The sequence below is a fragment of the Bradyrhizobium sp. CCGB12 genome (genome assembly GCF_024199845.1).
Taxonomy (GTDB): Bacteria; Pseudomonadota; Alphaproteobacteria; order Rhizobiales; family Xanthobacteraceae; genus Bradyrhizobium.
This window is the reverse complement of the sequence record NZ_JANADO010000001.1, coordinates 6,012,834-6,038,394: the sequence shown is the minus strand read 5'-3', so window position 1 is coordinate 6,038,394 and position 25,561 is coordinate 6,012,834. Positions and strand designations below refer to the sequence as shown.

Below are 25,561 nucleotides of genomic sequence, written 5' to 3'. Positions count from 1 at the left end.
CTTGATTACTTGGCTGGCTCGGTGAGCCATTGACGGATGATGGCGACGGTTTCGTTGGGGTTGCGCTCGGCGAGCTCGCCGACGCGATGAACGGACTGGGCGTGGACCTGGCCCTGGATGGTGGCGACGTCGATCGCGCTGGCGGTGCCGCCCGGCAGCAGCGCCTGGCCGGCGGCCGGCGCGGCCTCTTCGGAAGCCGCCGGGCCGGCGAGCACGCCGGAAATGGCGGCGGCGACTTCGTCGGATGCGAGGATGCGCTTGACCAGCGGGCGGATCACCAGGAACAGCACGACGAGGCCGAGCAGCATCATCACGCCGAGCTCGACGAAGTACATCACGTCGTCCTTGGTGAACTGGAGCATGCCGAGGAAGCCCGAGGGCTCGCCGATCGGGGCGGTGGAGGGGGCGTCGGCGAAGCGCAGATTGACGACCTCGACCTGGTCGCCGCGCTTCTGGTCGAAGCCGATCGCCGAGCGCACCAGCGCGGAGATGCGGTCGAGCTGCTCCTTGGTGCGGTCCTGATAGGCCAGCTCGCCCTTGTCGTTCTTGGAATAGATGCCGTCGACCAGCACCGCGACCGAGATGCGGTTGACGCGGCCGGCCTCGGTCACCTCGGTCTTGGTGGTGCGGGAGATCTCGTAATTGTTGGTCTCTTCGGTCTTCTTGCTCTGGTCCTTGGCCGCGACGCCGTTGTTCTGCTGATTGCCCGGCAGCTCGTTGTTGACGGTGACCTGGCCGTTGTTGTCGGCGGTCATGCTCTGCTCTTCGCGGGTCTGGCTCGAGCGCAGCACGCGGCCTTCGGGATCGAACTTGTCCGAGGTCTGGGTGACCTTGTTGAAGTCGAAATCGGCGGAGAGCTGCACGCGGGCGCGGCCCGAGCCGACCACGGAGGAGACGATGTCCTCGACCTGCTTGCGCATCCGCTTCTCGAAGGCGATGCGGCGCTCTTCGCCGACCGCCTGCTCCGGATCGGTCGCCGCGCCGTCGGCCAAGAGCTGGCCGGCCTCGTCGACGATCGAGACCCGCTGCGGCTTCAGCCCGTTGACGGCGGAGGCGACGAGGTGGCGGATGGCGCGGATCTGCTGGGCTTCCAGCGAGCCGCGGACGCGGACCACGATCGAGGCCGACGGCTCCGGCGCCTCGCGCGAGAACAGCGGGCGTTCGGGCAGCACGAGATGGACGCGGGCGGCCTGGATGCGGTCGATGGCGCGGATGGTGCGGGCGAGCTCGCCTTCCAGCGCGCGGAGATGATTGATGTTCTGGACGAAGGAGGTGGTGCCGAGCGCGTCCGACTTGTCGAACACCTCGTAGCCGACGCCGCCGCCCTTGGGCAGGCCACCCTCGGCAAGCTTCATCCGCAGGCGCGTGACCTTGTCCTTGGGCACCATGATGATGGAGCCCTCATTGCGGATCTCGAACTGGATGCCCTGGCGTTCCAGGTCCTTGATGATGCTGGAGGAATCCTCGACGCTGAGGTCCGTGAACAGCGTCGTCATCTGCGGCGTGGTGACGCGCATGATGACGAACGCGAAAAAGCCGATGAGCGCGGCGGTGACCGCGATCATGGCCCCGAACCGGGCGGCACCGATACTTTTTAAGAAGTCCGCAAGACCTTGCAAGCAACCGCCCCAACAGATTCGGCTGCTTTCACTGGAAAGGCCGAGTGGGCAATTATTGCCTAGGTGATGGTTTCGATATGGTTAACGAAGGTTAAGAGGTGGGACAAAAGTCAACATCAAGAAAAAAATCGGCCTCGCGGGGCGAGGCCGATTTTCTTCAAAAGCCGCAGATTTCCGGATCGCTTACTGGCGATATTGCTGGATGCGGGTGGTGCGAAGACCCGCCAGACCGTGCTGGTCGATGGAAAACTGCCAGGAGAGGAATTCGTCGACCGTCAGGGTATAACGGCTGCAGGCCTCCTCGAGGGAGAGAAGTCCGCCACGCACAGCGGCGACGACTTCGGCCTTGCGGCGGATGACCCAGCGTTTGGTGCCGGGTGCAGGCAGATCCGCGATCGTCAACGGACTGCCGTCCGGCCCGATGACGTATTTTACCCTCGGGCGATGGGGTTCTGTCATGGCGTACTCACAAACTCTCAACCACTGAACTCACGCCATGACCCTACGCCCCGCGGCTTAAAAATCCGCTAAGCCTAAGGCTTCAATACAATTCTCGTTGAAACTTGCGGGAACGCGCCCGTTTCGGCCGACGGGACGGATGAGTCCGGGCCGGCCGAGGGGGACTTCGTAAATACTTTACTAACGAACGGGGCCTGAACGCGATGCGGGAAGGCCCTCAAACGTCGTCCTGGCGAAAACCAGGACCCATTACCCCAGGGAGTAGTTTGGCGAAGGCTCGGGGTCACGTCCTCGCACGAAAACGACTTTCGGTGGCTATGGGTCCTGGCTTTCGCCAGGACGACACCGAGTATGCGGAAGCTGCAGCCTCAATTGCTGCTGGTGGCGATGATGCTCTTCACCTGGCTCAGGGTGTAGCTGGCGCCGTCGATGGTGAGCAGCGGCGGCGACTGGGTCAGGTCGACCGATGACACCACGCCCTGCACCTGCGCGGCGATGCCGACATTGTTGCCCGCCACATCCTTGCCGGTGGCCGAGATCGTGTACTTGCCGTCGGGCCATTGCGTGCCGTCATTGCCCATGCCGCTCCAGGTGAAGGGAATGTCGGTGCCGGCGGCGGCGGTATATTTGCCGGTGAACACGGTCTGGCCGGTGGAATTGGCGACGGTGATGTCGACGGTCGAGTCGGTCGGCACGTTGAGATGCCAGGTCGCTGACGAGTTCGTCATGGTCGCGGTCGAGCCGTCGACCAAAGCGGTCTTGCCGACGAAGCCCAGCGCCTGGGTTGCCTGCGTGGTCTGCTGCAGGGTGACAAGCTGGGAAAGTGAATCGTTGGTCTTGAGCTGCTGCTCGACACCGGCGAACTGCACCAGCTGCTGGGTGAACTGGTTGGTGTCGAGCGGATCCAGCGGGTTCTGGTTCTGAAGCTGCGTCGTCAGCAGTGTCAGGAAGGTCTGGAAATTGCCGGCGAGCGTCGCGCCGGTGGACGATCCCAGGCTCGAGCTTGACGAGGACGACGACGAAGACGTCGGGGTCGTGCCGGAGACGGGCGTCGGGGCGGTGGCGGCATTCGTGGTGGTCATTTGCGAATACTCCTCACACTCTGATGTCGATGCCGCTGCTCGATCCGAGCATGCGGCCGTAGCCGCGCCCGACGGGCGCAGCGGCAACGGATTCGTCCTCGCTGATGATCAGCCGGCGGGCATTGCCGCCATTGTCGTTGTTCTGGCCGGAATTCTGGCCCGACGAATTCTGGTCGCGCAGGCTGAAGGACAGCCCGTTGCTGCCGGTCTTGAGGCCGGCATCGTCGAGCGCGCGCTGCAATTGCGGCGCGTCCTGACGCAGCATCTGCAGCGTCTCCGGCTTCTCCACGGTGAGATGCGAGGTGACCTGGCCGTTGCGGTCGACATTGATGCGGACGTCGATCCTGCCGAGCTCGGCCGGATCGAGGCTGATGTCGAAGCGGGACTTGCCGGAGCGTATCGCGGCCGCGATCTCGATCGGGATGCCGCTGATCGGCACGGCCGTGTTGGTGGCCGCGGTCGCGGTCAGCGTCGCGGCCGATGCCGTCGCGGCTGAGGTGGTGTTGGTCAGCGGTGCCTGCACGGCGGAGGCGGCTTGTGCGCTGGTGTCCGTCGGGGCGATGGTCGCTTGCGATCCCGCATGCGCGTGCGTATTTGCCGTCGCCGGCGCGGCATCCGCGCTGCGGTCGGCCGCGCCGGTCTTCGCGTCGATTGCGCCGGCGTCGGCCTGCGGCTTGCCGGTCTGGGCATGCGCGGTGTTGGTGGCCGCTGCGGTGGCCGGGGTTTGCGTCGTCGCTGCGTTCGCCTTGCCGGTGTCCTGGCCGATATTCGAGATGTCGGTCTGGGCCTGCGCCGTGGCCGCGGCCTTGAACGAGGTCTTGGGCGTGCCCTGGTCGACGGCGGCGATCAGGCCGCCGTTCGCCTTCGCATCCGCCGTGGTGGCCTCCGGCGTGCCGGTCGCGGTCTCGCCGAGCGTCGTTGTGGTGTCCGCATCGACTTCGACGTCCGCGGTCTTGGCACTCTTGTCACCTGCCGTGGCGGTGTCGGTCTTGGTGCCCTGGATCTGCGCGGCGGTGGAGGCGCTGGCGGCGAGGCCGGCGGCGGCGATGGTCAGCGGTGAGGGGGTGCCAGTGGCCTGGTTCGCAGCCGCATTCGGATCGACCGGCACGACCGGCGCGGCAACGAGGATCGCGTTCGGATCCGGCACGGCGGTCTGCGCTGCATCGGTCGGCGCGGCGGCAGACGCATCGACCGCAGTGGCGGGGGTGTCGGTGCCGTCGGTCTTGTCGCCCTTGGTCTCGTCGGATTTGTCCGCCGATTTGGCGTCGGAGGCCTCGGCCTTGTCCTTGGTCTTGCCGGCGTCCTTGGCCGGATCGGCCGTCGTGTCGCTGGGCTTGTCGCTCTTGTCGTCGTTCCGGGCGGGTGCTGACGCGTCGCTGTCGTTGTTCGCCCTGCTCTGCGAGGCCTCATCCGTGGCCGATGTGTCGCGCGCAGCCCGATCCGAGGAGGACGATGAGGCGGAATCGCTCCGGCGCGGCGCGGTGTCCTGCGCCTGCGCGTTGTTGTCGATCGCCTGGGTGTTGCTGTCGACCAGCGAGCCGAAGGAGCCGGTTGCGGAACTATCTTTCGCCGCTTGCGACCGGGCAGGCTTTTGCTGCGCGCTCTGGACTTGCACGCTTGCCACGACATCTGACGTCCGACCGACCACAGGCGACCCCCTGGAAACATCTTCGGCATGGAGGTAGCAAGGAGCGGGCCAGCGTCTTTTTCTGTGAATTTCGGTAGCAAAATCAATATTTTGTGGAAATCGATGCTGCCGCCGCGAGGGCTCCGCGACCCCGCCATTTCTGCCTCCCCGGCAAGAATTGCCCTAAGCCGGCCGCCCGCGTGATTGCTTCACCGGAATGCCGCCTATATTAAAGAGGTCACTCTCAGCCGCTTTCGACCGGGCAGTCGTGCCCCCCGGGGGAACCAGGGTTCCCGGGGACAGCCGATGTCCCGCGAGAAGCACAGAAATCGCGGATGCGCCGCACGCCGCCGTCAGAACCCCAAGGCCCAAGCTCACAAGGCCCAAGCTCATAAGGCCCATGCTCAACAGTCTGGATCTCGAAGGCCGTCCTGAGGATACCAGGGTCGTCGTCGCCATGTCGGGCGGCGTCGATTCCTCGACGACGGCTGCGCTGCTCAAGGCTGAAGGCTACGACGTCGTCGGCATCACGCTGCAGCTCTACGACCATGGCGCGGCGACCCACCGCAAGGGCGCCTGCTGCGCCGGTCAGGACATCCACGACGCCCGCGACGTCGCGGCCAAGCTCGGCATCCCCCATTACGTGCTCGACTACGAGGACCGCTTTCGCGAATCCGTCATCGACAACTTTGCGGACAGCTACGCGCTCGGCGAGACGCCGGTGCCGTGCATCGAGTGCAATCGCTCCGTAAAATTCCGCGACCTCCTGAAGACCGCGCGCGAGCTCGGCGCGCAGGCGCTCGCCACCGGCCATTACGTCGCCTCGCGCCGCCGCGACGATGGCTCGCGCGCGCTGGTGTGCGCGGCCGACAGCGATCGTGACCAGAGCTATTTCCTGTTCGCGACCACGCAGTCACAGCTCGACTTCCTGCGCTTTCCGCTCGGCGACATGACCAAGCCAGAGACACGCGAGCTCGCGCGCCGCTTCGGCCTCGCCGTCGCCGACAAGCACGACAGCCAGGACATCTGCTTCGTGCCGACGGGCCGCTACACCGACATCATCACGCGCCTGCGGCCGAACGCGATGGACCCCGGCGACATCGTCGATCTCGACGGACGCGTGCTCGGCCGGCACAATGGCATCGCCAATTTCACCGTCGGCCAGCGCCGCGGCCTCGGCATCGCCGCAAGCGCGCCGCTGTTTGTGGTGCGGCTGGATGCCGCCAACCGCCGCGTTGTCGTCGGCCCGCGTGATGCGCTGAAGATGCACCGCATCGTGCTGCGCGACGTCAACTGGATCGGCGACGGTGACATCGACCGCGCCATCGGCGCCGGCCTCGAGATGTTCGTGCGCGTGCGCTCGACCCGCAGCCCGCAAGCTGCGTGGCTGCGCGGCGGCAATGGCCATTACGAGGTCGAGCTCGTCGCCGGCGAGGAGGGCGTCTCGCCGGGCCAGGCCTGCGTGTTCTACGACGCGCCTTCGGGGCAGGCGCGCGTGCTCGGCGGCGGCTTCATCCAGAGCGCCGCCGCGAAGGTGACGGCGAGCGCGGCGAGGCCGCTGGTGGAAGCGGTCCGCGGCTGACATGCGATCGGATCGCACTCTCGCGACAACGGAAGTGCGCCCCTTCTCCCGCGTGCGGGGGAGGGTTGGGGAGGGGGTTCTCTCCACCAGCGATATCTCGCGAGCGGAAAGAACCCCTCACCCGGCACTGCGTGCCGACCTCTCCCGCAAGCGGGAGAGGCGCAGACCGCGCGCGGGGCTGACATTGATTTCACCGACAGTCATCACACTCTAAGAGTTTCGCGCAGGGCAGGGGCATGGCAGCAGACATCTCGCGGGCCGGGGTCGAGAAGGCCTATGGCCGCTGGGCGCCGGTCTATGATCTCGTGTTCGGCAAGGTGTTCGACGCCGGACGGCAGTCGACGATCGCGGAGGCCGATCGCATCGGCGGCCGCATCCTCGACGTCGGCGTCGGCACCGGGCTCTCGCTCTCCGATTACGCGCGCACTACGAAAATCTGTGGCGTCGACATCTCCGAGCCGATGCTGCGCAAGGCGCAGGCGCGCGTACGTGCGCTGCGCCTCTCCAATGTCGAAGTGCTCTCGGTGATGGATGCGAAGAACCTCGCCTTCCCCGACCAATTCTTCGACGCGGTGGTCGCGCAATATGTCATCACCGCCGTGCCCGATCCCGAAGGCACGCTCGACGAGTTCGTCCGGGTGCTCAAGCATGGCGGCGAGCTGATCCTCGTCAATCACATCGGTGCCGAGAGCGGCCCGCGCAAACTGTTCGAGCTCGCCTTCGCACCCATCGCCCGCCGCCTCGGCTGGCGCCCGGAATTCCCGTGGGACCGTCTGGTCAACTGGGCGGAGAAACACGGCGGCATCACGCTCGCCGAGCGCCGTCCGATGCCGCCGATGGGGCATTTTTCACTGATCCGCTACCGCAAATCGTGATCATGCGGGCAGGGAACGGGGCGCGCGAGATGCGCGTTTCCTTCCCATGCGCACGACATCAAACATCATCCTGGCTAGCCTCATGATCGCCGCCTCCGGCAGCGCGATCGCGCAGGCTCCACCCGCCCCGGCGACGCCGCCGCAACAGACTGCGCCGCCGTCCCCGCAACATGCGGCCAATTGCATGCCGCAGGACCGCCCGAACCGGCAGGCCGACGGCACCACCACCGGCCAGTCCCGGGAACCGCTCGGCGACAGACTGGCGAAATCCGACGGCGTGCTCTGCCCGCCCTCGGGCGTCGACCCCGACATGCACGCCCCCGCGCCCGACACCGGCGGCAACACCCCGGTGATTCCGCCCCCCGGCAGCCCCGGCGGCGATCCGACGGTGCGGCCGAAATAGGCGGGTTCGCGTTCTTCGCCTTTCCCCGCCCGCGGGGAGAGGCCGGAGCGCGTCGCAGATGCGATCCGGGTGAGGGGACTCTCCGTGAGTCTGGTGGCGCAAAATCCTACGAATCTGTCCAAAATCGCCCGTTTACTCGCCGACTTGTTGCGCCGAAGCCTTGGCGAAGGCGGAAGCTTTTCACAAACGCGGATTGACTTCCCGCCGCCCCCTTCCTTATATGCCGCGCGTTCGCGAGATCGGCCGTTCCGCCGTTCGCGACCCTGTGGCGGGGTAGCTCAGCTGGTTAGAGCACGGGAATCATAATCCTGGGGTCGGGGGTTCGAGTCCCTCTCCCGCTACCACCTTTCCCCACACTCCTTTGACTTGGTTCGGATAGGCCTTTTCCCCCAGCAAGGCGTTTAGCCGGCCTGCTATGTCTACGGCTATACCACCTGGACGTCCTGAATCGCGGAATACAGTGACAGTATCGACCAAGTCTCTGATGGCTTCTGCGGCCTCCCCGTCGCCCGCACTGACGCCTTTACCCAGTGCTTCTTGAAGCCGACCGAGTTGCTCCTCATACCGTTTGAGAATGGCCGGATGCAGCGCGATTTCTTCCGCGGCTGGCGGTTCATTCTGCAGCTCCTGCATTATCCGCGTTCGTTCGGCATCCAAGGCTGTGGATCGGGGACCAAGAACGGATGGATTGCCGTGTCCCTTTGCAATCGCATCGACCAGTCGTTCGATTTCCCGGTTTAGCTGCCCAAGCTGCTGCTCAAGGCGGTGCCGCTTTGCGATTGATGAAGCTGCGAGGCGCTTCCTCTCCTCGAGATACGTGCATATGTATTCCGCAATAACTTTCGGGGCGCGCAACTCGGTCTTGAGCCCACTGAGGACGGCACTCTCGACGGTGTCCAAATAGAACGTCTTGGCGTCAGAACATGTGCCGCTCTCCGTCGCCGCCGAGCAGCGAATGCGAACGCGCCCCGATTTGTCCCGCCCATTGGTTGCCATGCCCGAGCCGCATGAACCGCAACGGAGTAGGCCAGACAGCATCCGGCGAGGCCGGCGTTGGTGATTTGGATGTCCGCGACTTCGCTCCCCTTTGCGTTGCTGAGCAGTTGCGAACAATTCTGGACTGATTATTGCAAGATGCGGCACTGCGGTAACTTGCCGGTCTGACTTAGGATTTGGGCGCGACAGGCGCTTTCCCGATTCGGGATCTTTCACCATTCTGACCTTGTTCCAGACGAGCCGCCCTGCATAAAGCTCGTTCTGGAGAATTCCGGCCCCCCTCTCAACGTTGCCATTGATAGTTGAGGCATTCCACACGCGCCCTCGAGGAGGCGATACCCTCTCCTTGTTTAGACGGTACGCGATTTCGCGAGGCGTTCGACCGTCCACGTATTCCTGAAAGATACGCCGGATCACTTGTGCCTCGGCTTCCACGATGACTCGTTCGCCGCTCCTTCCGGCGACCACGGCGTATCCGTATGTTAGGCCACCTCCAGCCAAACCTTGTTTGGCCCGGCCTGCTTGACCACGACGCACCTTGTGGGCGTTGTCCTCACGGTAGAGCTGTCCGACCAAGCCGCGAAGACCAACCAGCACGGTATTAACGACGCCTTCGTGGACCGCCCGGATCTCGATGCCGAGAAAAGATAGTCGCTTATGGATGCCGGCGAGATCTTCCATGTCGCGAGAGAGGCGATCGAGCGCTTCGACGATCACTACGTCGAAGGATTTTTCCCTCGCTTGGTTCAACATCCGCAGAAGGCCTTCGCGTCCCATGACCGAGCCACCAGAACGAGCTCGATCCTCATGGGTGCTGACAACCATTAAGCCTTCGCGTTCTGCATAGCTGTTACAAAGTGTAAGCTGGTCTTCAATCGAACGCTCGTTCTGTAGATCGGTTGAGAATCGAGCATAAATCGTCGCTCTCTTCCCCATCTTTTCGGTTGGCGAGCTCTCTTTCATGATCTTCCCTAGCGGCCAGACGAGCTAGTACGCGCGCGAGGCGTAAGATCGCCTTGTCTGGCTTCCCCTGCAAGGACAATTTGCGATGCGCGTCCGGCACGATCAAAACTCTAGGTTCCCGCAACTGAAGGATGTGCACGCACCTGCGCTGGTGCCAATCTGCACCATCTCGGCCTTGATGATCCCCGAGCATCATGCTCGGGCGGTGCCTAACTGGAACGGCCGCTATGAGTTGGTCATGCAATTGGATGCTGCGGCGAAGAAAAGAGAAGAAGCCGCGACGCCGTCGTTCGCCGAAGCACTTCCTGCTATAATGCGGAATATTTATTCTTTGAGTATGAGGGGCTAACTATCGATCAGCTTCGTTTATTTATCTCGTTCGTCCGCCTTTCGATTGTGCTCGCTGCGTGAAGATTGTTTCTGGGCGGTACTTATTTTTTGCCCCAAGACCTGCTGCTCTTAATCAGCGGGTCCCAGGTTCGAGCCCTGGTGCGTTTCTGGGGAAAGTCCGCCCCTGGGCACCATCCTCTTGAAGGTCCCTTGTCCTTCAATAACTTAAGCCCCTACAGTGACTTGCGCTCGCCCGACTGTGTAACAACGGTGAGCAACATGCTGTATCGGGTGGTGCGTCCAATGAAGCGCGATGGCTCGCGGTTTCAGCTCTATGTGCGGCGAATTCCGGTGGATGTGCGGGAGCGGCTGATCGGTCGCACTCTGCATTTTCCTCTCGGTGAGGGAACACACGCGGTAACGATCTCGCCCAGAGCGCAGGCTAGAGCAGGGGCCGGACGGCAAGATGCATCCTGCGCCCCATGACCCTGAGGATGATGCTGTTGTCTTCGAGGCGGCCCTGATGCGTCTCGTGCGGTTGGAGACCTTAGGCAAGCATGAGATAGGCCTCGACAATCTTCCACCCGCAGATCAGTGCCCGGAGACCGCTGCCCTTGAGATTCATCTAGGGCGCCTTGTTGATCGCTTGCTTCTATCTGAAGGCATTCGACGGGTTGACGTCGCCTCGCGCGGTCTACTGCTGAGAGCCTTTTGGCTGGCGCTGCGTGATGCATTTCAGGTCCGTCTGCGGAATGCTCAAGGCGACTACAGTCCCGACCCGAAGTCGGAACGCTTCCCTGCTTGGGTCGCGCCGAACGGGGACAGTGCCACCACGAAGCAGTCGGTCCTAAAGGGGGGCTCGTTGACTGCGTTGATCGGAGGATGGTGGGTGGAGGCATCGGAGCGGCCAAGGCAACCGGAAGCCCGATGCCAAGTTCAATACTGCGTTATTTCACAAAGCTTTAATTGTGCACCTTCGGCGAGTTGCGCGGTGGTGCAACCATCGGTAGTTTGAGAGCAAGCGGTTTTTTGTCCGAATCATTCGCGAAGAAATTGATGTCTACATCTAGCAACTCCATGCCCATCCCCTTTCTCGGAGCCCGAAAGCTTGCCCGACAGCTGTTGGGTGAGGTTGACGAGTTACAGGCGCGGTTGAGCGCGGAGGAAGCAAAGACGCAAAAGCTTGCCGAAATTGCACGCAGCTTGGTTGCGGATGCGAAGGCAATCCAGGCAGAACGTGACCAAGCGTTGAAGCAACTTGATGCGCTAGGCGGACTATCGATCTTGGAGGTAGAAAAACGGAAGCAGGAGTCGCAAACTGAAATCGCGAAGTTAGATGAGCTTATCGCGTCGTCCAAAGAGCAGGTTGAAGCAGCAAACCGCTTGGTTGACGCTAAGAACGAAGAAGCTCGTCAGATCGTGGTAGAGACAAGAGAAGCAGTCATACTCCAAGAAGTCGGGATCTATGACTACCGACATCCTCTCTCCGATGCGGTCGCGTATCAGCGAGCGCTCGATCGATTGCAGGCATCGATAAAGTCAGCAACGAAGCGCGATGGCGGCGCGATTCTCGCTGCCACTGACTGGACGGTGAATGGCTCCGTTCAGGAAGGCCGAAAGATGGTGCAAGATTTCTCCAAATTGATGCTGCGGGCATTCAATGCCGAGGCGGACACTTTGGTGCGGGGCCTCAAACCCTATAAACTCGATAGCGCACTAGAACGACTTCGCAAAGTCGAGGAAATCATCAAGCGTCTTGGCGCGACAATGCAAATTCAAATATCTCCCGCATACTATCAGCTTCGCATCGACGAGCTGGCATTGACTGCTGATTTTCTGCAGAAGCAAGCGGAAGAAAAGGAGGCTGAACGCCAGGAACGAGAACGCCTGCGAGAAGAACGGAAAGCGCAGCAGGAAATAGAGCGTGAGCGGGCCAAGTTGGAAAAGGAAAAGCAGCACTACTCAAACGCATTAGCGGCTTTGGAAGCGAACGGCGACTTGGAGGGAGCTCAGAGGCTACGTGAGCAGCTCGCGGACGTTGACCAGGCGATCGAGAGTGTCGATGCGCGAGCCGCCAATATTCGAGCTGGGTATGTTTATGTCATTTCCAACATAGGCTCGTTTGGTGAGAGCATGGTGAAGGTTGGAATGACTCGGCGTCTTGACCCGATGGATCGCATAAGGGAGCTTAGTGATGCCTCAGTTCCCTTCAATTTTGATGTTCATGCGCTTTTCTTCTCGAATGATGCTGTTGGAATAGAGTCAGCAATGCATGAGCGTCTCGCAAGCGTGCGCGTCAACACCGTTAATCGTCGGCGCGAATTCTTCATGGCGACCCCCCTTCAAGTGAAGACCTATCTCAACGAACTAACAGGTGAACTGCTCGAGTTCAGGGAGATTGCGGAAGCCCTTGAATATCGGCAGACGTTGCACGGTGCAGTTCCGAAGAGACTGTGAAGCTCGTGGCGGCCCAACACAAAACTTTGGCATAGCTCGCTCGGATGTTTGTCGTCGCTGTGTCCTCGTCGACCTTCGTGCTCAAGCGTAACGAGGTCGGGACTGACATTTGAGTCAGAGGCAAGATCGTCCAGATCAATGGTAGGATCACCGGAATCAAGAAAGACATCTGAAACAGCGCCTATGTCTTGCTCCAAACGCCCAATCAGTTCATGTCCGCGTACGTGCGGCCGATCGAGTCTGTCATTGATAAAAATCGCGAGCTTGACAAAGGGGCAATTGGCCATCTTCGGTGTGAGAGTACGGGGTGTTTCCTTGGCTCGCCGTCAGGAAGGAACTGCGTGCTAATGGCTTGAGGCAAGACAGCAGGTTGGCCCATCTATCGACCTCTTAAATTAGGAGCCCTTTGATGGAGGCCAGGAACAACCCGGCGGTGTCCTGAACGCGATGTCGTTACGATCTCATATCTCAGGTGTCCTACCCAGCAAAAATCTCGGCCGGGCTATAATAGAGTTTAGGAAAATAACTGGCCGCAAATCTCCCAGAGCTCTGGTTGACGGCCGGGCGCCAACGCGGGGCATAGGGCCAGTGCATCTTCGCGGGTAAGAAGGAGGCGGGTCGCGGCCATTGCTCGTTCAGGTTTTGGGCCAACACCAGGGGCATTCGTGGGATAATAGTCCTCAATAGCACCCCGAGCCAAGACGCAAATCCCTGACGAACGCATAGCGTCAAAGACTTCAACTGCGGCAGCTCTTGCCTCATCATCCTCGCGACACGCCTTAACGCGCGCAATGTCTTGCTCCCACGTAAACAGCCCATCCAACAAACCTAGAGCTTCATCGCTAACTTCCTTGGTCTTCTGAACCTCTCTCAGGGTTTTCTTGGCGGTTTCGTACCTGTCGCGCCAAGAGGCGCCATGAATCCGATCTTTGATTTGGCGACTTGCAGGCTCGGGCTTGATGCCGCGAGCTGCAATCCTTGCATCAATGATTGCGATGGCCGCCTCGCGCAGTGGAAGAATGTCAGCGGGTGCACCTAGATGGGAAAATCCATCAAAAAACGCATCAAGATCGGCGACAATTTTCACCTTTATTCCGAAGGCCTCAAAGAATTTTCGAAATCGGCCAAAGTTTCCCTTTCCGGACACTCTGACCATCGCGAGATTCTTTGCGTCGAAATCCCAATCTTCACTGAATAGGCGAGCAACGTGCTTGAAGTAGGCGTCATCGGACTCGCCCTCAAATAAAATAACGCAATGACTAAAGAAGGCAGCATCCGCATTTTCAAAGCGAGCCATCTTGAATACTTCTGCGCTTCCAGGATCCAAATCGAAATTAACGTGATGAAGCTTGCCGACCGGCTTTGGATCGGATGGATGCTTCGAGACGCGGACAAAAGACGCGGTAATGCTGGGGGCGAAGAAAAGAGGCGAGTGCGTTGTAACAACGACTTGGTATCGCGCGGAGATGCGAGCTAGATTGTTAAAAAGTACTCGTTGCGACTTCGGGTGAAGATAGAGTTCTGGTTCTTCAAAAAGGAAGAGTAATGGCCGAAGGGCAGGAGAATCTGAATTGTGATCCTCAGCAGCCTTCGTCACCAGACGTGCTGAGTAGCATTGAAGTAGAGCAAACGTCAGCGACCGCTTTATTCCATCCCCCTTGTTCTCGACCAGATCCTTTGAACCATCGTCGATAAAAATCTGCGCGGCATTTAGTATGGTCTTCAGCTCAGGGGGTGGGACCTTAACCTCTACCTTTGCGTGGGGGAACGTCTCCTTCAGAAAGCCTTCTACAGAGTTCTCTAGCTGTTTAACGAGGCCATGACGCTCATCGACGGTTTCGCCTTCATGCTCTACTCGATTGAAAAACGAATCGAGTTGTTTAAGTGCCGTGTTGATTTCTGCTAAGTCAGGAGTCATGTCTTCCAGTAGTAGACCCAGCAATCTACCGAACGAAGTCGATTGAGTCGTTTTCAGTTCATCGTTTAGATTTTTCACAGCAGGGATATAGATGGGCTCTGGAAGCAGCGTACCAATAGAAGCGGACATTCCAGACGGAAGCGGCCCCTCGACGACTGTAAAATGATCCCTAGGCAGTGCATTGATTTTTTGAGCTAGGTATTGCTTGGCATTCGTCACGTTGGGAGCTTCGGGGGAGCCTTCAATGAACTCGGGGAAATTCTCCGCGAGCGCCTGCCGGACAGCTCCTCCTCTTTTATTTGCAAAGATGAGATTGATTGCTTCGTCGCGATAGCGCTCCTCAATTGGCAAAAGAATTTCGGTCTTAACGTCTACACGTTCGCCAACGCTATACTTCACTGTTAGAACAAGCCTGCCGTCTAAGATGAGATTGGAAATCCGAGCCCGGTGCTCGACCGCGAGCCTCAAAAGGTGCTCTTCTGTGATTCCACCAAGTTCGATTTTGAAACTCACAGGAACAAGTTTGTCGTAGAAGAGATCAGGAGAAATTTGCGCGGGTCGATTTAGGGCGGTAACGATCGATTGTAGAATGGTAGACTTCCCCGCATTGTTCTCCCCAACAAGGCATGTGAACCGACTTGGCACAAACTCTGCGTTCTGGAAGCCCTTGAAGTTTGAGATAGTAATTTTCTCGATGTGCATCTCGATATCCACCAATTGCCAAAAACTATTCGTCAACGTCCCTGAATAGCTCATCCAAGGAGTCCTCCTTGGCTGCAGACTGTTGAAGAGGCGGCGACGCGGCCGAAGGCGCGTTGTATCTATCTTGCATCTGGTCGATCGCGCGTCGAATAAAGGTATCCCACTGAGAAAATAGCGAGTCAGGGTCGTACCGATCCGAAAGTGCTTGAGCGAAATGGTTCAACGCGTCGCGCAATGTGTCGAAATGGTTTTCGGGATCGTTGTCTTCATCCCAGTCGCGGCGCAAGCGAGTAATATGATCCGAAAGATCGTTCCTTATGACCCCTTCGACTTCCTGAAGTATACTATCGCGCTCGCTCGACGTGAGAACTTCCATAACGGGGGGATAGTCTATGAAACTGTCGTCCAGCTCCTCGATCGCGGCTGCTCGGACGTCCTCCACAAATTGGGTGCGCCTGTCCTCAGGCAATAGTTCGTGCGCGTGAAGTGTGCACAAAAGATCAACGTCGATATCGTCCTTTAGTGGTCGCGAGAGAACGTCAATTCTCTTCCAAAGATCAGGCCGCAGCTTCATCAAGCGTTTGGTAAAAAGCTTGTTTGAGCGAAAGGATATGAATTGGGCCAATTGTATTCCAGATAGGCTTGCGATTCTATCAGAGAGCAGTTCGTGGAGGGAGTTGGGGACCACCACTGCTGCGCCACGGACGTTTGGGCCGGCGCAAACCACTTCCCTCACAATACTCTCGGGCCGCGCACCCCTCAGATAGATCTCAATGAGTTCGGCGCTTTTGGCCACAAAGGAGGCGAATGCATCGCTGATGGTTGGATGGCGATAGGTCCAGAAAGGTCCCTCTTCATCCTCAGCCTTGCTTAGGATGCTTTGATTTAGCGCCTCAAGCTGATTGCGAACGCGGGGGGCGGCTACGCCAAAAGCTTGGGCCGGTTGTTGAAGCAGGGCCGTCTGGACCGGTGACCGAACCTTTCCACCGTTTAGAAAGATCAACGCAATGGCCGCCTTGCAAACTGGCGAGAGGTTTTCAATAGTCTGCTCTAGAAATTCTTTTGGTCGTTCAAAAAAGTCAGCGACCCCATCTGCCGTCTCAGTCAAGCTCTCGGTAAAAAGAGTTGTCCCAAGTCGCCGTGCTGACTCGGGCAGGAAATCGTCGCGTTTGGCTAGCGCCGGTAGGAAGGGCTTCATAGATTTTCGGAAGTCATCCTCCTGATCGCCCAACTTGACGTGGTTGTAAAGAATGCGAGCTTTCTCTTCGACCGTAAGCTGATGCACATTGATAATTACCTGGCTCTTGGCCAAGACAGGAAGCGACTGGATTTTGAGGTCGGTTTTCGCCTCGTTCCAGATATAGTCTCTTGAGGTTATAAGGAAACGTGTGCCGCGCTTCATTGCGCCCTGCATGAGCGGAAAAACTTGATTCCAATGTTCAGTGCGATCTCTTTGGTACTGTGTGCTGCCCCACGCGTCATCGATCCAAAAAAACTGGCCGCCCTTCGGATCGATGTGATGCTCGACGTGCTCTGGCGATGTTGATTTGATAGTAGAGCATTTCCAAATATCGCTGGCGCCTAACGCGAGGCTCGCACCAATGGTTGATTTGCCGGCGGCAGGCGCTCCCAATAGGAGAACGAGGTTAAACTCACTGACTGCTCTAACACTTTTGCGGTGAGCATCGGTTACGACCAGCTTTTGAAGATTGTCGCCCATTTCGCTCAATATCAGTTGGGCCTGCTGGTATGCGCGAACATCCAGAACGCTGCTTAAGTCAACAAGCCCGTACAAGCGAGGCACCATCATTCGAAGGCGGCCTGAATTATGTATTCTGCTAATTATCCAGTCCCGATGGAATACGCGGCAACGTCCTACTCCTGCTTTCTCAAATGCCGCCTTAATGTTTAGTTCGCTTGTGCCGGTGACTGGATGATTAGTTAGAATTATGTAATCGTCCGCGAGTCCCTTTTTGGCGAGGCGTGCTGCTTTCGGCAATTCATTTGCAAGCATCGAGAGCGATAAATTGGCATTCTCTTTGGATGTGAATTTGCATTGAATCGTGGATTCTTTTGTGCCGGTACCATCCCATCGACCCAGGAACGCGCCATCGCGGCCAGAATCTTGGGAAGGCAGAAAAGTTTGTATGGGGCGCTGAAGTCGCTCCTCGACTATCGCCACGCATAAATCTTGGAAGGCTTTCCAACCAAGCCTGTGGAGTGCGTAATCAGGTAAAATCAATCCGTGATGCTCACAGCCAAATCTATAAGTCAAACATCCGTTCGAACTTAAAACCGATTCGAAACGGTTAGACAATTGTGGCGTGCAGGATCCGGCTAAGTCTACTGTTGATATTGCTCTTCGTCCCGCCGTGGGTAGGCAACACCAACGGTAAACAACATGGGCTGCGAGGATTCTTTGAGGACACTCGACGCTACGCTGCAAGTCTGCTACACGGCAGGCTGTAGGCTTGGCAAAAAGGCGAGTTATTTCAGTGGCTTTTGGTCCTTGTTGGTGTTTCCCCTAGGGAGCGGCGCGGCCACGGCAGTCGTCCCCCCAGCGTGCACGCCGTCAATGCACGCACCTGCATTTGGATGGCGCCTCTAAGCCTAAGGGCCGAACGAAGGCCAAGCGGAGAAGGTTGAGGAACATTCCGGGCGTAACGGCCGCATCGCATGCGTGCTCGTTGCTGGCATCCTAGACTGCCATTCAGCGGGTAAGTCCCTAAGATCCGTAAAGCGAGTGGGTCGGGAGTCCGCGCGGATTGAAGGCCGCGTAGCTGCCCTTCGCGTTCGATTTGCCTTTGAGCGGTTTGCGCTCCTGCTCACCCTCTCGGCGTAGGTTGCTTGGGTACACGCGGAAAGCTGTGCGGCAGCCTCCGGGCAATACCCTCGCGTGAGGGCCCAATTAGTCGAGTATACGAGACGAAAGTAGAGGAGGTTGCTTGCCTACTGCTTGGTGTACTCCACAAATTGGCTAACTTGGCTGGCGAGGCTTCGGAGACGATGTTGATAAGAACAATTGCTCTGCTCTTTGCTCTTATGGCGGGTGCTTCTGCGGCTCGTGCCGACGCTCAGAGCAAAACAATATCGCCTCCGGAAGTCCTGAACTATTATGGCCAGCTGGTCACTGTGAGGGGCGTTGTCTCAACAGACACTGCGGCGGTGAGGATTCGCTCCGAGGTATAGCGTGGCTGCTCCCAGCTCGCGTCATCCTCGGGCACCGGCACGTGGTAGATATACCCCTGCTCAATGAGGTAACTGGAGCGGAACGCGTCTATGGAGACGGTCTCTATGTTCAGCTGCTTGCCCATCGCGTACTTGTAGCGGGGTTCGTCACCTGTCGGCTCAGGGTCGGCAGGCATCTCCACGTAAGCGCTGGACATGGCGCGGTGTAGCCTGAGCTGCTTTCGTAGTGCCAACCTGTATCGCAACTCATCGAATAGCATGGGCGCCCGGACAGTCGTGGGGTGCGGGGGGAGTTCGTGAGCCAACACCCACGCCATACCCTTCGCGTTTCTGCCCTCTAAAAATTGAGCAACGAATCACGTAGACTCTACGACCTGATGCGACCGGAGGCACGACCTATGCGAATCAGAAAGGTTGGATCGGAGGACGCGTTCTTGATGGACTGCAAATGCTGCGGGGGCGAATTCCGTTGTGGCCCGCACATATACGATGGCCAGAACGTCGCTGAATGGGGCATACCGTTGTGCCACCGGTGCAAGCCGCCCTTCAGGCAGAACCACGAGATTGCGCCGACGCCACGTCTACTGGCGACTCTTAGGGCGCGAGGCATAGAGGTGACGCCAGATTCCAGTGGAATGCTTTGCGTTTCGTGAGTGTCAGATGAAAGACAAGTTCATCGCTTTCGTGGATATCATCGGCTTCTCGGCAATGGTGAAGGCTGAAGAAGGAGCTGGACGGGACCTTTCGCGACCACTCAAACTCGCAAAGCTTTTAGGGTCGTCGGAGCAGAAATTCTTTCCAAGCGTGTGTCCAAACTCCCGGCGCGTATCCCCAGATATCGATCTCAAGTTGACGCAAATTTCCGACTGCGTGGTGGTTTCAGTGGAAGCATCGCCAGCTGGTGTGATCAACCTCATTCATTACTGTCACTTCACCGCATTGAAGCTCCTCGCGGAGGGGGCTCTATGTCGGGGCTACGTTACGCGCGGCAACATTCATCACGAAGATCAACAATTCATTGGTACGGGGTATCAACACGCTGTTGCAAATGAGAAGTGGGTAGCTTTCATGCGTGCAGACACGGACGAAAAAGGTACCCCATTTATCCAAGTCGACGACACGGTGCTTCGCTACGTTGCAACCGAGGGCGACACTTGCGTCAAGAAGTTATTTGATCGCATGGTTAGATCAGATGGTACCTATGCGGCAGTCTATCCGTTCGGCGTGTTGAGCAAGACGATAGGCGCGATCGTGGGATTGGATTTTAATCCGTGGTTTTGGAAGGAGCAGTTGCAAAGGAGCGTCGGCTACCGACGGCAGGACCTTGCGATATTTGAAGAGGCAGAACGCTCTGCTCCTGACGAAAGCGCGAAGCGAAAGATCCGACACTACAAACGCGGACTAGAGGAAGCGATCGACGAGCTTCGCGTACGTGAGGGAGCCTTGGATCACATGATCGCGACCGGAATAATTCCGTTCGGAACGGTGTGGTAGCCCGTGCGATTGCGCTGACGAAGTGTGTAACGGCTCTGGTAAACAATCGAGTTGTCCGTTAAGAATTCTTGTTAATTTTCAACGCTAGAAGCGTCGGGCAGCGCAATCCGCTCCTGGGACGTGCTCCAGGCGAGCCCAAGAGAAGACGTGGAGAAACCACACAACTTTCCTCCGGTTGTCCGCCCATCAACACGGCATCTAGGAGAGACAAATGGCACACACGGCGCGGGACATTCTTGTGCTGGGATGATTGAGGAACGCCCACGCGATGGAAACGCAGGCGCGCGAGCTCATGGAGCGGCAGTCGGAACGGCTGGACGACTACCCCGAAAAGTCGAAGGTCGCCGCTCATCTTCAGGAGTCCAACGCTCAGTTGCGGCGGCTTGAGCAATGCCTCGACGCTTGTGGCGAGAGCTCGTCCGCCCTCAAGGATGCGACGCAGTCGATCGCCACGAACGCGGTGGCGATGGCACATTCCATGGCGGGTGACGAAATTCCAAAGAACACTTTCGCCAACAATGCCTTCGAACATTTCGAAATCGCTGCCTACAAGTCGCTCCTAGCGCTCTGTTCGGCGGCTGGATTGGAATCATCTCGTGCGCTGTTAAAGGCTTCGCTGGAGGAGGAGCGCATGGCCGCTGCAACGCATCACTTGTGACTCGCGGCGCGGCAAAGGTCGGGGCGGTGCTTTGGCTTCGTCCCAAGGCGCTGGTGGCGGACAACCGGGTTGATCGGGAAAGTTGGATGGCATGCGCGGCAGATGCCAATAATGGTTGCACCCGAAACAGTGCAGGAAGGAGCTTGGTTGGAGTTGATCGAGAAAAAGAATGCAAGTACCCGACTAACCTCATTCTCCACCAAACCTTTAAACGCTTTCAGTCAGGCCGCGTGCCTGGCTACGGCGACTTTCTGTACATTGAGAGCGAAGCCATTATCGGTGCAATGCTAACGCTAATGCGTGATGATCAGCTCCAGAGTCTCCTCCCTGTACATGACAGCCTCATAGTCCCAGCATCGAAGTTCAAGGTCGCAAAGGAGACTCTGATCCACCACTTCCGAGAGCAGAAGGAGTAATTCCGCGGCTGGAGCCTGAGGAGGGTCCATGGGACTGGTAGGTATCCTATGTTCACTGGATAGGGTGTCATTCGGCCTGCAATTGAACGCCGATTGACAGATTGCGTAACCGAAGGATCACCGGCGGATTGATGGAGCGAAAACAGCCGATTTGGTTGGGGTGGTGGAATCCGTCGTGAGATGTATTCTGATGCGGAATTTAGGCGGCATGAACGCATCCTTGCATTATTCAAGCGCGATAGAATGCGGTGGGCAAAGCGGCAAAGAGCTGAAGCACGTCGTGCGGACGCTCGAGAAGGGGTTTGCAGTCCGTGTGAGCAACTCACTTGAATTTCGAAAGGTGCAATCTCTATTATCTTCCCTACACGGGGTTGGGGGAGATCTTCAATGTTCGATGCCGCTACTACCGAGCTTCTACGCGCTGTCCTGGAGGAGGTCTGCGCGAATGTTTCGCGAAACGAAATTGGCGCGCGCGCGCATGTCGCGTCTAGACTTCTAGAGGCTGCCACCAGAGGTGAGAGAAGCCCCGACAGCCTCAAACAGATCGGCACCGAAGCGCTTCGCGAGGCGCCCTCCATGTGGCGGTAAGCGCCGTTAGAATCACCTTTGTCTCGCACGTGAATTTCCAAATCACAGTACTGTAGATCCTGGTTAGATATCTGGACGGAGTCACATCGATGCCGGAGCTCAAGCGCGACATGGCTATTTTAGCGACGAACGGTCGAAACTGGGCCGAGCGCACCAAGAGCTTGGCCGCCCGCGTTTCCAACTTCGACTTTTCGCAGTAACTCGTTGAGCGCATGAACGGCGGCTGGCGCATCACCAAAAAACGGACGTGCCCTTCCCAAAGTTTCATGGAAGAGAGGCGCGGTAACCGCAGAGGACCGGGTGCTCGCCACCTGGCGAGAGCAGTCATGGACACTGATCTCCGTTTGTCTCGCGCGATCGTGCCAGCAGACAGATAGCCAGGATACGCGATCGCTTCGCCTTGTGGCGCATTTTTGCGCGGTAACTCCCTTCCGATTGATGCAGGTCAAAGACGGTTTGTTCTGAGTAGGCATCATTCCTCAACCCGAAGGAGGTCACTGATGCCCGTCGATTCAATGCTCGTTGCTGCAAGCGTGGTCACCATGTTCGTCGTCTTTGCCGCTGTTTTGGCGTGGGGCGATTCGCAGACTCGTCCGAAGAACGTGGCCCAACAGGCCAATGCAAAACGCCGGCCGCTCTGATCCCAGGCATTTCCCGTTCAACGTCGTCTGCCGGCCTGAGGAGCGCTGCCGTGAACGATATCGTACGCCAATACGCTCGATTGCAGGTGCCGCGATATACGTCTTATCCAACGGCGGCCGAATTCACGCCTGCGGTGGGGTGCGTCGACCAGCGTCGGTGGCTGCGCGATCTCGATATGGCTGAGGCCGTCTCGGTCTATCTGCATGTGCCGTACTGCCGCGAACTCTGCCTATATTGCGGTTGCAATGCCAAGAAAGCGCTGCGCGAGAACGTCGTCCGCGCCTATCGCGCGGCAGTGGAGCGCGAGATTGCGCTGGTCAGCGACAGTCTGACAACGTCGGTTCACATTGCGCGACTGCACTGGGGTGGTGGAACGCCCAGCATTTTGGGCGCCGACGGCCTAGCATCGGTGATGACAGTCCTGCGCCGACATTTCATTCTCCAACCCGGTTTCGAGCACGCCATCGAGCTCGATCCCCGCTATGTAACATCGTTGCTGGCAGACAGCCTGAATGAGCTTGGTGTCAACCGCGTCAGCTTGGGCGTGCAGGACGTCAATCCGTGGGTGCAGGCGGCGATCGGCCGATGGCAGCCGATGCAGGACGTCGCTGCCGCCGTTTTGCGCTTGCGAGCTGCCGGCATCGGCAATCTGAATTTCGACCTGATCTACGGATTGCCGCTGCAGACCGTCGCCACGCTCCGCAAGACCTGCGAGATCGTCGCAATGCTCTCGCCGGACCGCATCGCTTGCTACGGCTACGCCCATATGCCGCGTCTCAAGGCCAATCAGCGCTCCATTGATGAGAGGATGCTTCCCGGCGTAGAGGAACGTATCGACCAGGCCGAGGCCATCGCCGAGAACTTCCAGCGCCACGGCTTTTTGAAGATCGGCATCGATCATTTTGCCAAACCGGGTGATGCGTTGGCGCGGGCCGTGGCGTCGGGGAAGCTGCACCGCAATTTCCAGGGCTATACCGACGACAGCAGGGAAACCCTGATCGGCTTTGGCGCGTCTTCTATTTCGCGGTTCAGGGACGGATATGTCCAGAACATCTCGGACGCTCCAAGCTATGTTCGTGCCATTGCGGATGGCCGCCTGGCCGCGGCGCGCGGATGCCGGCTCGATGTCGCGGAGAAGCAACGCGCTAATACAATCGAAAGCCTGATGTGCGCCTTTCGCGCCGACCTCGATATCACTGCGCCGAACATGGACGTTGCCGAGGAACTCGCACTGCTGCGGCCATTGGTCGAAGACGGCCTGGTGCGAATCGAGGGCCGCGTCGTGACGGCGACCGACACCGGCCGCTGCGTGGTGCGGGTGATCGCGGCAGCATTCGATCCGCACAGGCGCGCCAATGCGGCGCATTTCAGCAAGGCGGTTTAGCCCGCGCAATCTGATTGACTTGAATCAAGGTGCTTCCTGTCATCCGAACTGGCATTGCTGCGGGATCACCCTGGAGACCCAAATGGCGAATGCTTCCGGTCAGACAGATAAGTTGCGTGGAGCCAGCGCTCTGGTCGGTTGGGCAAAAGCCTTCGTCGCCCGGTTCTCCCGCGCGAATGAGCTGCGAGGCATGGACCGTGCTGAGTTCGAGCAGATTGCGCGGGATCTCAATCTGTCGCCCCCGGAGCTTTACAGGCTTTTGACGGGGCGTCGGATTTCCGGTGACGCGCTGGATGAATGCCTGGCGGCGGAATTCGAAGAGCCCCCGCAGCTTGCGACGCGGCTGCGTGCGATCGAACGGAAGCATCGCGCGGCCGTACGGATATGCGTGCCGATCGCGTCGTGCTGCTAACGCTGACAGCGCTCAACACACGCAAATTCGCCGGAGTTTGACCTCGATCAATTCGATGATGCCCCGGTTGTGATCATTCGGGGCTGACCTTCGCAGAAGAGAAGTCCGCGCATGAATCAGTCTCAAGCCGAAAAATCGATGACACACGGCGAAGCCGGCCTGATGCTGGTGTTTGCCGTTACCGCGTTTTTCTGCCTCGTCGCCGCGGCCAAGGCATTGGATACGGCATTCGCCTTTCACGCCTCCCTGGCGTGCGCAGCCAGCCTGTGGGCTGTCTTTGCGATCGTGAACCGATATTACGAGCGTCCAGCGGTCCTCCCGCCCCGGGAGATCAACGGTCGGCCCAACTACAATATGGCGCCTGTCAAATTTTCGGCCGTGATGGCGATGTTCTGGGGCATCGCCGGATTTGCAGTCGGGCTGCTCATCGCGTCGCAGCTTGCCTGGCCGGCGCTCAATTTCGACCTGCCATGGACCAGCTTTGGCCGTCTGCGACCCTTGCATACGTCCGCAGTGATCTTCGCGTTCGGCGGCAATGTGCTGATCGCAACCTCGTTCTATGTCGTACAGAAAACCTGCCGCGCGCGTCTCGCGGGCGATCTCGCGCCATGGTTCGTCGTGATCGGTTACAACTTCTTCATTTTGATCGCTGGCACCGGCTATCTGCTCGGCGTCACCCAATCCAAGGAATATGCCGAACCGGAATGGTACGCGGACCTTTGGCTGACGATCGTCTGGGTGGCCTATCTGCTGGTGTTCCTGATGACCATTATCAAGCGCAGGGAACCGCATATCTTTGTCGCGAACTGGTTCTATCTCGCCTTCATCGTCACCATTGCCGTGCTGCATCTTGGCAACAATTCCGCGTTGCCAGTATCCGTATGGGGCTCGAAGTCGTATATCGCTTGGGGCGGCGTGCAGGATGCCATGTTCCAGTGGTGGTACGGCCACAACGCGGTTGGGTTCTTCCTGACCGCCGGCTTCCTTGCCATCATGTACTACTTCATTCCGAAGCGCGCCGAGCGGCCGGTCTATTCCTATCGGCTGTCGATCATCCACTTCTGGGCGATCATCTTCCTCTACATCTGGGCCGGGCCCCACCATCTGCACTACACGGCGCTGCCTGATTGGGCGCAGACACTCGGCATGACGTTCTCGATCATGCTCTGGATGCCGTCCTGGGGCGGCATGATCAACGGCCTCATGACGTTGTCGGGCGCCTGGGACAAGCTTCGCACCGACCCTGTGCTCCGCATGCTCGTCGTATCGGTTGCATTCTATGGCATGGCGACGTTCGAAGGGCCACTGATGTCGATCAAGGTGGTGAATTCGCTCAGCCACTATACCGACTGGACGGTCGGTCACGTTCATTCCGGCGCGCTCGGCTGGGTCGGCTTCGTCTCGTTTGGCGCGCTGTACTGCCTGATTCCCTGGCTGTGGGATCGTAAGGGCCTTTACAGCCTCAAGCTCGTTAGCTGGCATTTCTGGATCGCGACCATCGGCATCGTGCTCTACATCTCCGCGATGTGGGTTTCTGGAATCCTGCAAGGCCTGATGTGGCGTGCCTACACCTCGCTCGGATTCCTTGAATATTCCTTCATCGAGTCCGTAGAGGCGATGCATCCCTTTTACGCGATCCGAGCCGCAGGCGGGGCGTTGTTCCTCATCGGTGCATTGATCATGGCTTATAATCTCTGGATGACGGTGCGTATCAACGAAACGGAAGTGCAGTCGCCGGTCGCTCTTCAGCCAGCGGAATGAGGAG

At 58.8% G+C, this 25,561-nt stretch carries 20 protein-coding genes, 1 tRNA gene and 1 pseudogene; 14 read left to right on the top strand and 8 right to left on the bottom strand.

The window, feature by feature from the left end; genetic code table 11:
* Nucleotides 1-5: 5 nt before the first annotated feature.
* From fliF to NLM27_RS27535, 4 genes are all read right to left on the bottom strand, one after another.
* Nucleotides 6-1,619, bottom strand: a complete 1,614-nt coding sequence (gene fliF, locus NLM27_RS27550; protein ID WP_254146276.1) for a flagellar basal-body MS-ring/collar protein FliF — start codon at nt 1,617-1,619, stop codon at nt 6-8.
* Between the two features lie 183 nt (nt 1,620-1,802).
* Entirely contained in the window at nt 1,803-2,078 is a 276-nt protein-coding gene (locus NLM27_RS27545; RefSeq protein ID WP_002714638.1) for a DUF1153 domain-containing protein, read from the bottom strand.
* A gap of 368 nt (nt 2,079-2,446) precedes the next feature.
* A complete protein-coding gene (locus tag NLM27_RS27540) occupies nt 2,447-3,160 on the bottom strand; it encodes a flagellar hook assembly protein FlgD (protein ID WP_254146275.1) in 714 nt (237 codons plus the stop codon).
* Between the two features lie 13 nt (nt 3,161-3,173).
* Complete coding sequence (locus tag NLM27_RS27535; RefSeq protein WP_254146274.1) at nt 3,174-4,808, bottom strand: flagellar hook-length control protein FliK; 1,635 nt, start codon at nt 4,806-4,808, stop codon at nt 3,174-3,176.
* Nucleotides 4,809-5,187: 379 nt separating this feature from the next.
* Between NLM27_RS27535 and mnmA the strand changes: the two genes are divergently transcribed.
* The 5 genes from mnmA to NLM27_RS43865 all read left to right on the top strand — a co-directional run bounded on the left by mnmA (nt 5,188) and on the right by NLM27_RS43865 (nt 8,388).
* Nucleotides 5,188-6,369, top strand: coding sequence for a tRNA 2-thiouridine(34) synthase MnmA (gene mnmA / locus NLM27_RS27530; RefSeq protein ID WP_254146273.1), 1,182 nt, complete (start codon nt 5,188-5,190; stop codon nt 6,367-6,369).
* Nucleotides 6,370-6,605: 236 nt separating this feature from the next.
* Entirely contained in the window at nt 6,606-7,244 is a 639-nt protein-coding gene (locus NLM27_RS27525) for a class I SAM-dependent methyltransferase (protein ID WP_254146272.1), read from the top strand.
* A 46-nt stretch (nt 7,245-7,290) separates the two neighbouring features.
* Entirely contained in the window at nt 7,291-7,647 is a 357-nt protein-coding gene (locus NLM27_RS27520) for a hypothetical protein (RefSeq protein ID WP_254146271.1), read from the top strand.
* A 267-nt stretch (nt 7,648-7,914) separates the two neighbouring features.
* A tRNA-Met gene (locus NLM27_RS27515) sits at nt 7,915-7,991 on the top strand.
* Between the two features lie 238 nt (nt 7,992-8,229).
* Nucleotides 8,230-8,388, top strand: a complete 159-nt coding sequence (locus NLM27_RS43865) for a hypothetical protein (protein WP_309144768.1) — start codon at nt 8,230-8,232, stop codon at nt 8,386-8,388.
* A 135-nt stretch (nt 8,389-8,523) separates the two neighbouring features.
* Here NLM27_RS43865 and NLM27_RS43860 read toward each other — a convergent pair.
* Nucleotides 8,524-9,579 (bottom strand): annotated as a pseudogene (locus NLM27_RS43860) (recombinase family protein); the annotation flags it as partial.
* 112 nt (nt 9,580-9,691) lie between these two features.
* Here NLM27_RS43860 and NLM27_RS27505 point away from each other — a divergent pair.
* Nucleotides 9,692-9,955, top strand: a complete 264-nt coding sequence (locus tag NLM27_RS27505) for a hypothetical protein (RefSeq protein WP_254146270.1) — start codon at nt 9,692-9,694, stop codon at nt 9,953-9,955.
* A gap of 947 nt (nt 9,956-10,902) precedes the next feature.
* A complete protein-coding gene (locus tag NLM27_RS27500) occupies nt 10,903-12,393 on the top strand; it encodes a DUF4041 domain-containing protein (protein ID WP_254146269.1) in 1,491 nt (496 codons plus the stop codon).
* 514 nt (nt 12,394-12,907) lie between these two features.
* Here the strand turns inward: NLM27_RS27500 and NLM27_RS27495 are convergent.
* The 3 genes from NLM27_RS27495 to NLM27_RS27485 form a co-directional block, all read right to left on the bottom strand.
* Nucleotides 12,908-15,067, bottom strand: a complete 2,160-nt coding sequence (locus NLM27_RS27495) for an AAA family ATPase (RefSeq protein WP_254146268.1) — start codon at nt 15,065-15,067, stop codon at nt 12,908-12,910.
* Nucleotides 15,039-17,195, bottom strand: coding sequence for a hypothetical protein (locus NLM27_RS27490; RefSeq protein WP_254146267.1), 2,157 nt, complete (start codon nt 17,193-17,195; stop codon nt 15,039-15,041). Before NLM27_RS27490 ends, NLM27_RS27495 begins: the two co-directional genes overlap by 29 nt.
* Nucleotides 17,196-18,126: 931 nt before the next feature.
* Nucleotides 18,127-18,399 carry a hypothetical protein gene (locus NLM27_RS27485; RefSeq protein ID WP_254146266.1) on the bottom strand — a complete coding sequence of 91 codons (273 nt, stop codon included), beginning with the start codon at nt 18,397-18,399 and terminating at the stop codon, nt 18,127-18,129.
* Between the two features lie 463 nt (nt 18,400-18,862).
* On the opposite strand from NLM27_RS27485, the gene NLM27_RS27480 reads away from it, so the two are divergent.
* The 7 genes from NLM27_RS27480 (at nt 18,863) to ccoN (ending at nt 25,557) form a co-directional block, all read left to right on the top strand.
* Nucleotides 18,863-19,696: a hypothetical protein gene (locus tag NLM27_RS27480; RefSeq protein ID WP_254146265.1), complete on the top strand. Its 834-nt coding sequence runs from the start codon at nt 18,863-18,865 to the stop codon at nt 19,694-19,696.
* Between the two features lie 250 nt (nt 19,697-19,946).
* Nucleotides 19,947-20,354, top strand: a complete 408-nt coding sequence (locus NLM27_RS27475) for a DUF892 family protein (RefSeq protein ID WP_256570031.1) — start codon at nt 19,947-19,949, stop codon at nt 20,352-20,354.
* Nucleotides 20,355-21,157: 803 nt separating this feature from the next.
* Nucleotides 21,158-21,358 carry a hypothetical protein gene (locus tag NLM27_RS27470; RefSeq protein WP_254146263.1) on the top strand — a complete coding sequence of 67 codons (201 nt, stop codon included), beginning with the start codon at nt 21,158-21,160 and terminating at the stop codon, nt 21,356-21,358.
* 500 nt (nt 21,359-21,858) lie between these two features.
* On the top strand, nt 21,859-21,999 hold the full coding sequence (locus tag NLM27_RS27465; RefSeq protein ID WP_254146262.1) for a hypothetical protein: 141 nt from the start codon (nt 21,859-21,861) through the stop codon (nt 21,997-21,999).
* 50 nt (nt 22,000-22,049) lie between these two features.
* Complete coding sequence (gene hemN, locus NLM27_RS27460) at nt 22,050-23,384, top strand: oxygen-independent coproporphyrinogen III oxidase (RefSeq protein ID WP_254146261.1); 1,335 nt, start codon at nt 22,050-22,052, stop codon at nt 23,382-23,384.
* A gap of 82 nt (nt 23,385-23,466) precedes the next feature.
* On the top strand, nt 23,467-23,796 hold the full coding sequence (locus NLM27_RS27455; protein ID WP_254146260.1) for a hypothetical protein: 330 nt from the start codon (nt 23,467-23,469) through the stop codon (nt 23,794-23,796).
* Nucleotides 23,797-23,934: 138 nt separating this feature from the next.
* Nucleotides 23,935-25,557 carry a cytochrome-c oxidase, cbb3-type subunit I gene (gene ccoN, locus NLM27_RS27450; RefSeq protein ID WP_375142329.1) on the top strand — a complete coding sequence of 541 codons (1,623 nt, stop codon included), beginning with the start codon at nt 23,935-23,937 and terminating at the stop codon, nt 25,555-25,557.
* Nucleotides 25,558-25,561: the final 4 nt, after the last annotated feature.